This is a genomic window from Kitasatospora sp. NPDC004669, assembly GCF_040609455.1.
Taxonomy (GTDB): Bacteria; Actinomycetota; Actinomycetes; order Streptomycetales; family Streptomycetaceae; genus Kitasatospora.
The window spans coordinates 1-9,031 of sequence record NZ_JBEXKB010000150.1 but is presented as its reverse complement, the minus strand read 5'-3'; the positions used below and the strand labels follow the sequence as shown (position 1 = coordinate 9,031).

Sequence of the window (9,031 nt, the reverse complement as noted above, 5' to 3'; positions counted from 1 at the left end):
AAGCGCCTGCCGAGCGCAGCGAGGTGGGCGCATGAGCGAGCGGAGCGAGCTCACCGGGGCGGCGGCCGAACCGGCCCCGCGCCGCCGGTTCGGCCGCCGGAACACACCGCCCGCGACGCCGCCCGCACCCGCGCGCCGCGCGCCGTCCCGCTCCGTCCTGCGGCCGTTCGGCCCGCACTACGTCATCGCCCCGCGCGAGGTGAGCGACGCCGAACTGTCCGCCGCCATGGGCAGCCTGCGGCCGGTGCCGAACGCCCTCGTCGTCGTGGCCGCGGCAGCCGACGCCGCCCCGGTCCTGCGCGAGCAGATGGCCGAACTCGGACTGATCGCCCGGACCCGCGGCGCGTCCAGCCTGATCCTCGCGGCCTCCGGCCTCGCCGCGCTCGGCCCCGGCGGCCGACGGCCCGCCGAGGTGGTGGCCGACAAGGCCGGCATCCCGGTGGTCGCCCCGGACGGCCTGGTCTCCATCCAGCCCGACGGCACCCTCAAGGTGACCGCGCCCGAGGGCTCCCACGAGCCCGCGACCTGGTGGAACTGCCTTCCCGGGGGCCGCCCCCGCCGACTGCGCGAGACCGTCGAGGCCACCACCGCGCTCCAGGCCGGGCAGCCGGAAGCCGGGCCCTGGCCGCCGCCCGCCGTCCCCTCCCGGACCGTCGCCGCGCCCGGACCGACCGCGCTGCCCGTCTCCGTCGCCGTCCACCGGCTGGCCACCGGCTTCTGGCTCAACCACGTCACGGCCCGCCCCGAACCCGCGATGCCGTTCCTGCGACAGCTCGCCACACCGCCCGGCACGACCCCGCTGCTGGTCGGCACCCCCACCCAACCCGTACTCGCCCCCGAGGAGTTCGCCGACGCCGCGCTCTCCCTGCCGACCGGCTCGGACCAGCTCGTGGTCAGCGCGCCCTGGGCCGACCCGGGCGCGCTCGCCGTCCTCTCGGGGACGCTCGCCGAGCGGCTCGGCCGGCCGGTGCACGCCTCGGTCGGCCTCCCCGTTGCCCACGAGGGCGTCTACACCGCGCGGATGCTCGACCACCGCGGCGCCACCACCTGGGAGCCGTACCTGATCCGGCTGACCTCCACCGGCCGCCACGACACCGTCGGCGCCGCCTGGCGCAACGGCGGCGCCGCCTGGCGGACGGTGGGCCCCGGTCTGTTCGACGCCTTCCCGTTCTGGTGCCTGGAAGCCGTCCCGGCCGGTCTCTGGCTGCGCCCCGAGCCGCCGTACGCGTGGGCACCGCGACTGCTGCGCCCCGACCCGGCCCGCCCGCTGCTCGTGGTGGGCGAGCGGGCCCGGCTGATCACCCACGACGTATGGGAGCAACTGTCGGCCCTGCTCGACCAGTTGCCGGCCCCGGGCGTCCGGGGGTTCGGGCTGCTGCTGCACGGCCTGGTCGACTCGGCGTCGGAGAGCAGCGCGCGCTTCTTCGCCCGGATGCACGGACTGGTGTGGCTCAACCCTCCCGCCCACGCGAAGGGCGGTCAGCCGGGCGGGATCGCCGGCCCGGCCCCGGCCGTCCCGACCACCTACGCGGTGGGCGGCGGCTTCGGCGCGCCGTCGGTGCCGGAGCGGTTCACCTTGGCGGCGGGTGGGGGCGCGGGTTTCGCGACGGGGCCGGTCCGGCCACGCGGTGCGGGCCTGCCCTCGGGTGCCGACCCGGGTCTCCCCTCGGCTGTCGACCCCGGTCACGCCGCGTCCGCCGCCCCGGATCTGCTCCCACCGGCGGCTCCGCCGGCCGGGCTCGCCACCAGCAGTGGCGGAGACCCGGTGAGCACGCCCGCCGCTCACCAACCGGCTGCCGCTGCGGGGCCGTTCGCCGCCGAGGAGACGGCCACCGCCGCTGCCTCGGCCGGGCCTCCCGTCGTCGGGCGCCCGTCCGAGCGGCCCAGCTCAGCCGCGGAGCCGGTCTGCGGGCCGGTCCGTACGTCGGCTCCCGATCCGGCCCCGCCGGTGGCCGCCGAACCGGCCGCACCCGCAGCGGAGTCGGCCCCGGCACCGGGGCAACCCGTCGAGGCCGAGGCGTCCGTAGAAGCCCCGGCCCCGGTCCAGGCCGAGGTGTCCCGGGAGGCCGAGGAGCCCGAGCAGACCGCCGAACCCACCGAGGCGCCCGCTCCCGCCGAGCCCGCCCCGTCGCTCGCCCTCGCCGCGCGTTACTTCGGCGCGGCGGACGCCCTGGCGCTCGCCCCCGTGAGCAGCGCCGCCGACCGGGACGCCTTCCGCGCCCTCCTCGGCGAGCACTACCAGCGCGGCGCCGGGCGCGTCGAACCGGCCGTCACCCGGCTCCCGGGCCTGCGGTCGAGCGGCCGGGACGACTTCAAGCCCGACCTGGTCGCCGTTCTGCTGCACCACGAGGGCGCGGCTGTGCCCGCCGGGAGGACGGCGGTGGTCGCCGAGGCGCGCGGCGGTGCCCCCGGCCCGCTCGCCCCGTACTTCGCCTGCCTGGCGTCCGGTCTGCGCCGGCTGCCGAGCCATCACGGCGCGGTCCTGCTGGGCACGGACCTCCCGCCGGAGGTGCTGGAGGCGTACCCGCCCGGCCTGGCCCTCGTCGAACCCGCGCCGGTCACCGGCCTGTCCTCGCCCGCGGCCGACCTCGGCACCGAGGTCGAGTTCGTCGTCTGGTCCACGACCGGGCGCCGGACCGCCGTGTTCGGCGCCGACGGCGAAGTGCCGCAGGTCGCCTTCGGCCCGGGCACCGGCTTCGTCGTGGTCGAGACCGTCCCCGGCGACGGCGCGGCCCGGCCCGCCCGGGTGCTGCTGCGCGAGACCGGTGGCACGGTCGCGACCGCGCCGGACGCCGAACGGGACCGCAGTGCCCGGGAGCGGCTGCGGGCCTGGCTGGAGCGCCGCGACAAGGTCGCCCCGGCCGACCGCCGGACGGTCGCCCGCCCGGAGCGCTTCCGGCTGACCCCTGGCGCGGCCCTTCCCGAACCCCGTCCCGAGCCACTTTCCGAACCGGTCTCCGAACCGCTCTCCGTCCGCGCCGATCCCGACCCCGAGCCGGCCGCCGAGGCCTGACCGGACGACGGACGGCCCCTCCCTTCCCATTCGACCCCGGAGCACGCATGCCGCCCGCCCACGCCCGCAAGTCCCGGCCGAAGGCCCTGCACGTCGCCATGGCCGCCGTGCTGATCACCGCCGTCACCGCGACCGTGGCCAGCGCCCGCCCGCACCGCACCACCCAGCCCCAGCCCCAGCCCGCCGCGACCGGCGCCACGGCCGGTCCGGGCGCGGCGGCCGGCCTGAACGACCCCCATCTGAAGGACATCGCCCAGCAGCTGGTCTCCAGCGCCGAGAACTCCTCGCTGAACTGGAAGGCCCAGTTCGCGTACATCGAGGACATCAAGGACGGCCGCGGCTACACCGGTGGCATCATCGGCTTCTGCTCCGGCACCGGCGACATGCTCGACCTCGTGCAGCACTACGAGCAGCTCAAGCCGGGCAACGCCCTCAGCAAGTACCTCCCGGCGCTGCACAAGGTGAACGGCTCCGCCTCGCACTCCGGCCTCGACCCCGACTTCACCGGGGACTGGAAGAAGGCGGCCCAGGACCCGGCGTTCCAGCAGGCCCAGCAGGACGAGCGGGACCGCGTCTACTTCAGCCCGGCCGTCATGCAGGCGCAGACCGACGGCCTGCGAGCCCTGGGCCAGTTCATCTACTACGACGCCATCGTCATGCACGGCCCCGGCGACGAGCCGGTCAGCTTCGGCGGGATCCGCGCGGCCGCTATGCGCAAGGCCAAGACACCCGCCCAGGGCGGCGACGAGAAGACCTACCTCGCGGCCTTCCTCGACGCCCGCCGGGCCGCGATGAAGACCGAGGCCGCCCACGAGGAGACCGACCGCGTGGACACCGAGCAACTGGTCTTCCTGCGCGCGGGCAACCTCGACCTCAACACCCCGCTGGTGTGGAAGGTCTACGGCGAGTCGTACCGCATCGACCGCTGACGGCGCACCACGCGCAGAGGGGCGGCCGCTCGCGCGGCCGCCCCTCTCCGTTCACGTACGCCGGATCACCAACCGGCACTCTCGGCACCGGACTTCGCCGTCGAGGAGCCGGTCCTCCCGGGCGCGGACCCCGGGTCGGAACTGGTCCGGATCAGCGGCGTCGCGGCTGGGCCGATCGCCTCCGGCACCTTCGACGCTTCCGACGTCTTCGACACCTCCGACGCCTCGGGGCCGAGCGCGTCCAGCCGCAGGACGAGATTCCGCGGCACGCCCGAGCGCGGGTGACCCGGCCAGTGGCAGTCCGTCGCCCGGACCTCCCGGATACGGCGGCCGCCCACCGTGGTCACGGGCCCGGGCACCACCTCGGCGTCCGGGCGCCATCCGCGCCCCGGCCACAGGTGCTCCAGTCGTAGCTCCCAGGTGTCCGCGTTGACGACCAGGCACTCCCCCACCACGCCGGCCAGCACCAGGGTCCCGTACGGGGTGCGGACCACCGCCCGCTGGTCGAAGTCCGCGTCCTTGCCGACCACCGTGATCCGCCACGCCCCGTCGACGAGCATCCCGCCGCCCCCTTCCGAGGTTCCGACCGGCCGTCAGGCCTTGCGGCGGGCGGCGACCCGACGCCCGGCCACGACCAGTCCGGCACCGGCGGCCAGGGTGGCGGCGCCGGCCACGGCGAGGGTGGTGCTGCCGCCGCCACCGGTCTGTGCCAGGGCCGGCGCGGCGCTCGCGCTGGCCGAGGGCGCGGCGGAAGGGTGCGCGGCGGGCGAGGACGGCGTGCCGGACGGGGTCGCCGACGGGGTGCCGCTCGGGGTCGGCGTGGCCGTGCGGCTCGACGTCGGGGCGGGCGTCACGGTCGGCGTGACCGGCGGGGTCGGGGTGGTGGTCGGGGTGGCGGACGGGCAGAGCGGAACATCGGCGACGCGCTTGTCGACGTGGGTGTCCGCCAGGGTGAACCGCCAGTCGTCCCCGTGGCCCGAGTAGCTCACGGTCACCTTGACGGTGTCGTGCGCGCCGAGCGTGCCGTGGTACTCCTCGCTGCCGCCGATCCGGCTGAGGGTGTAGTCGCCCGCGGCCTTGTAGTTGTTGCCGAGGACCAGCTCGACGTGTCCGGTGTCCGCCCGGCAGCCGACCGTCAGGGAGGCGTCGCTCGGGTGCCAGGCGAAGGCCTGCCCGGTGCCGGCCAGCGCCAGGGCGGCGACCGCGCCACCGGTGACCGCGGCAGCGCGGCGTACGTGCTTCATCTGTACATCTCCTTGGAGGGTTCAGGGGGTTCGTGGGGGTCACGAGAGCCGCCCCGCGCGCCCCGTCCGTGGGAAGCGGTGGGCACGCGAGGCGGCGGCGGACGGCCGTAGCGGGCCGTCGCCGTCAAGTACGGCCCGCGGAGCTCCCCGGGTTCACCGGGTCCACCGTCGAGAACCGCCTTCAAGCGCCTTCAACCGCCGTCAGACCTGAACCGCGACCGCGCCGCCCCACGTGGGACCGGGCAGAGCACCCGCTCGCCGCCCCGTCGGAAAGGCTTCCCGTGCCCCGTCTGTGGCCCCGCACCGCCCTGACCACCCTCGCGCTGACCGCCGGCGCGGTCGTCCTCCAGACCACCGCCGCCTACGCCGCCACCGACATGGGCTGGTTCCCCGCCGGCCCGTCCGCCTGCGAGGCGTACGGCCAGGCCCTCGTCGACACCGGCGAGTACGACAGCTACACCTGCCGACTCGTCTCCGACGGCGGCGAGTGGCGCCTCTACGTCGACTGACCCCGCAGGACCCGTGCCGACCGCTCCCCGGGCGGTCGCACGCCTCCGGTGCGTTCGGCGGCCGGCACCGCATCGGTCCCGATTCGTGACGTGACCCTGTCTAGTTCGTTCGCATCCCGGTGTGGTGGGATGTGCCCGACGGGGTGACGAGCGCTGGTGGGGGTGCATGGTGCGGAGCGGACGGCTGCTGGGCCTGGACGGGGACGCGGCGCGACTGGTCGCGGTGGGACTGGTCCGGCTGGGGGCCCGGGACTGGCTCGGCGCGCCCGGCGGGGCCCCGGCCTGGGTGGGCGGGCTGCGCGCCGCCTCGTTCGCGGACGCGTGGCTGTCCTTCGGCGACGCCCCCGCGCCCGGCCTGCGGGTGCCGGCCTCGGCGGTCCTGCGGTCCGTCGCGGAACAGGCCGCCGAACTTCTCCTCCGCTCCTGCGGGGAGGACGGGCCGACGGCCCTGGAGTGGCTCGGGCGGCGATCGGCCGAGGCTCGCGAGCAGGCGCACCGGGAGGATGTGACGCACCCGGCCGAACCCTGCGCGCTGACCCTGGTGTGGCACGGCGTCCAGGCACTGGCCGGCGGGAACGGACCGTCCCACGGCAGGCACATCGAGGAGCGGGGCGAGGCCTACATCCGGGAGCGGCACCGCCGCCAGGACACCCTCGCCCTCGTCCTGTGCTGCGCCCGCATCGCCGCGGCCGCCCTGGTGGAGCTGAGCGAGGGCGATCCCGCCCAGGTGGATGCCTGGCTGGAGGACGACGCCGCACGCGCCATGCCACGCGGCGGCCCCGTCCCCCTGTGGGTCCCGGGTCGCCCCTGGCAGCCGACCGGCTGACCGCAGACCGCTGCCCTGAGGCCTGGGCCGCGGGGTGTGCCGTCGGCCCCCGGCCGCACGGTGTCTGTGTGCGGCCGGGGGGGCGGGGGCGGTCAGCGGGTCAGCGCGGGCCGGGGTCGCTGGTGCCCGGGCTGCCGTTCTCCAGGTGTCCGGCCCAGCGGCGGCGGAAGGTCGCTCCGTCTGCGGCCGCCACGGTGACGTCGTACCAGCGGCCCTCGGCGCGCAGGTCGAAGGTGAACCGGGCCTCGTCGCCGGGGCGGACGACGCGGCTCTGCTTCGAGCCCTTCGCGTAGGCGTTCTCGGCGGTCACCGTCCGGGCCGCCGACCCGTTGTTGGAGACCGTGACGCACACCTGGGCCTTCGCCGGCTCGAAGCGTGCGACCAGCTCGCCCCGGGCCTTGCCCTCGAACTCCTGCAGCGAGCCGTTCGGTCCGTGGGCGACGAGGTGGTAGCCGCCGTCGGTCAGCGGCCAGTGGTCACCGAGGGTGTCGCCGGCCGAGACCGTGTAGCGGCGAGGGGCCGCCGTCGGCGCCGTCCGGTCGTAGACGTAGAGCCACGCACCCACCGAGCCCTGGTTGTCCAGTTCGAGCCGGAACTGCCCCTCGGTGTCGGTCTCCTCCTCGTTGACCCGCAGGTCGTACGGGAGGGCGCGGGCCGGACGGGTGCCCGGTTCCTGGGTGGGCATCCGCTGGGGCAGCGGCACCTGGTAGGGCTTGCCCCGGGAGGCGATCGGCGCCGGGACCGGGATCGAGACCTTCCGATCGTCCGCGCCGGAGAAGTCGAGCGCCGAGGTGAGGTCGCCGCAGACCGATCGGCGCCAGGCGCTGATGTTGGGCTCCCCGATGCCGAACCGGGCCTCCAGGAACCGCAGCACGGAGGTGTGGTCGAAGGTCTCCGAGCAGACCCAACCGCCGCGCGACCACGGGGAGATGACCAGCAGCGGCACGCGTGGGCCGAGGCCGATCGGCTGCAGCCCGCCCGGGTCGGCGCCGGGGACCAGCGGGCCCATCTCGCCCGGGTACTTGGCGAGGTCCAGCAGCTCGTCGCCGAGGCTCGCCTCCAGGTCGGAGGAGACCATGCCCTGACCACCCGCGCGGCTGACGACCGGCGGCATCGGCGGGACGACGTGGTCGAACAGGCCGTCGTTCTCGTCGTAGTTGATGAGGAAGACGGTCCTGCCCCAGACCTCGGGGTTGGACGTGAGCGCGTCCAGCACGAGGTTGATGTAGTACGCGCCGTCGGTCGGCGTGGCCGAGGGGTGCTCGCTGTACTGGTACGGCGGGACGATCCACGACACCTGGGGCAGCCGGCCCTGCTCGACGTCGGCCCGGAACTCCTTGAGCGTGTGGTCGGTGGCACCCTTCTCCACGAGCGGACCCGACGCGCCCTCGGCGACCTGGTACCGCTGGAAGAACATCAGCGAGTTGTCGGTGTAGTTGTCCGTGGGGGTGCCCGGCTCGCCGGAGCCGCCCTGGTACAGCTTCCAGCTGACGCCCGCCGCCTCCAGGCGCTCGGGGTAGGTCGTCCAGGTGTAGCCGTTGGTGCCGTTGCGCTCCCACAGGCCGGGGCCGTTGGGCTTGCGGCCGTACACGTTGCGCGGGTCGCTGGTGCCGGTCCAGAGGTGGATGCGGTTGGGGGCGGTGTCGGCGTGGACGGAGCAGAAGTACGAGTCGCAGACGGTGAAGGCGTCGGCCAGGGCGAAGTGGTACTGCAGGTCCTGACGCTTGAGGTGACCCATCGTCATGACGTCCTGCTTCTGGTTCACCCACTGGTCGTGGCGCCCCTCGTTCCAGGCGAGGTGGCCGCTGCTCCACCCGTGATCCGTACCGGCCTGGTACTCGGTGGTGTTCCTGGGGTCGATGTACCAGGGCAGCACCTCCTGCTCGGAGGCCGGCAGGCCACGGTCGTGGTAGCGGCCGGTCTTCACGGCGGCGGCGGGCTGATGCCAGTTCGGCCGGCCGTCGGGCAGCAGCGTGGGCCGCGGGTCGTCGAACCCGCGCACCCCGCGGAGGGTGCCGAAGTAGTGGTCGAAGGAACGATTCTCCTGCATCAGGATGACGATGTGTTCGACGTCCTCGATCGAACCGGTCCTGCTGATCGCGGGCAGCGCCAGAGCCTTGCTGAGTACGGGTAGGAACGCCCCGAGGCCCGCGGCGGCCACGGACGCGCCGCCCAGCTGGAGGAGTCGGCGCCTGGCGATGGAGGCCACGTCATGTCCTTCCCAGTCGTGAATGCATGGGTTCGAGAAGGCTCGAACATAGGGGCCACACGCGGGGCGTACACAGTCTTCCACCCAACGCCGCATGAGCTTTCGGCCAACTGTTGTCCAGTCAACCTCCCGCTGCGGCCGCCCGACTGGGAGCCCGCCGAGGCCCTGGCCGGGGAATGCGAAAAGGCCCGCCCGACAAGCCGGGCGGGCCTTTTCTGAAGAATTGTTCGGCGGCGTCCTACTCTCCCACAGGGTCCCCCCTGCAGTACCATCGGCGCTGTGAGGCTTAGCTTCCGGGTTC

The 9,031-nt window shown here is 74.9% G+C and carries 7 protein-coding genes and 1 rRNA gene; 4 read left to right on the top strand and 4 right to left on the bottom strand.

Annotated features, from left to right (window positions below; genetic code table 11):
* Positions 1 to 31 precede the first annotated feature (31 nt).
* A complete protein-coding gene (locus tag ABZW30_RS45800; protein WP_355677278.1) occupies positions 32 to 3,013 on the top strand; it encodes a hypothetical protein in 2,982 nt (993 codons plus the stop codon).
* A 47-nt stretch (positions 3,014 to 3,060) separates the two neighbouring features.
* Positions 3,061 to 3,942 carry a chitosanase gene (locus ABZW30_RS45795; protein WP_355677277.1) on the top strand — a complete coding sequence of 294 codons (882 nt, stop codon included), beginning with the start codon at positions 3,061 to 3,063 and terminating at the stop codon, positions 3,940 to 3,942.
* A 65-nt stretch (positions 3,943 to 4,007) separates the two neighbouring features.
* Here ABZW30_RS45795 and ABZW30_RS45790 read toward each other — a convergent pair whose 3' ends face one another.
* Together ABZW30_RS45790 and ABZW30_RS45785 are read right to left on the bottom strand one after the other, a co-directional pair.
* A complete protein-coding gene (locus tag ABZW30_RS45790; protein WP_355677276.1) occupies positions 4,008 to 4,502 on the bottom strand; it encodes a hypothetical protein in 495 nt (164 codons plus the stop codon).
* Between the two features lie 33 nt (positions 4,503 to 4,535).
* Positions 4,536 to 5,186: an LPXTG cell wall anchor domain-containing protein gene (locus ABZW30_RS45785; RefSeq protein ID WP_355677275.1), complete on the bottom strand. Its 651-nt coding sequence runs from the start codon at positions 5,184 to 5,186 to the stop codon at positions 4,536 to 4,538.
* 281 nt (positions 5,187 to 5,467) lie between these two features.
* Here ABZW30_RS45785 and ABZW30_RS45780 point away from each other — a divergent pair, with 281 nt between their 5' ends.
* Both ABZW30_RS45780 and ABZW30_RS45775 read left to right on the top strand, forming a co-directional pair.
* Positions 5,468 to 5,695 (top strand): hypothetical protein, encoded by a 228-nt coding sequence (locus tag ABZW30_RS45780; RefSeq protein ID WP_355677274.1) that lies wholly within the window; start codon positions 5,468 to 5,470, stop codon positions 5,693 to 5,695.
* A gap of 166 nt (positions 5,696 to 5,861) precedes the next feature.
* Positions 5,862 to 6,521: a hypothetical protein gene (locus ABZW30_RS45775; protein WP_355677273.1), complete on the top strand. Its 660-nt coding sequence runs from the start codon at positions 5,862 to 5,864 to the stop codon at positions 6,519 to 6,521.
* 100 nt (positions 6,522 to 6,621) lie between these two features.
* Here ABZW30_RS45775 and ABZW30_RS45770 read toward each other — a convergent pair whose 3' ends face one another.
* Complete coding sequence (locus ABZW30_RS45770; RefSeq protein ID WP_355677272.1) at positions 6,622 to 8,730, bottom strand: phosphocholine-specific phospholipase C; 2,109 nt, start codon at positions 8,728 to 8,730, stop codon at positions 6,622 to 6,624.
* A gap of 225 nt (positions 8,731 to 8,955) precedes the next feature.
* A 5S ribosomal RNA gene (gene rrf, locus ABZW30_RS45765) occupies positions 8,956 to 9,031 on the bottom strand; the annotation flags it as partial.

Coding starts and splice junctions, on each gene's coding strand:
- ABZW30_RS45800 (WP_355677278.1), top strand. CDS start 32: ATGAGCGAGCGGAGCGAGCTCACCGGGGCGGCGGCCGAACCGGCCCCG.
- ABZW30_RS45795 (WP_355677277.1), top strand. CDS start 3,061: ATGCCGCCCGCCCACGCCCGCAAGTCCCGGCCGAAGGCCCTGCACGTC.
- ABZW30_RS45790 (WP_355677276.1), bottom strand. CDS start 4,502: ATGCTCGTCGACGGGGCGTGGCGGATCACGGTGGTCGGCAAGGACGCG.
- ABZW30_RS45785 (WP_355677275.1), bottom strand. CDS start 5,186: ATGAAGCACGTACGCCGCGCTGCCGCGGTCACCGGTGGCGCGGTCGCC.
- ABZW30_RS45775 (WP_355677273.1), top strand. CDS start 5,862: ATGGTGCGGAGCGGACGGCTGCTGGGCCTGGACGGGGACGCGGCGCGA.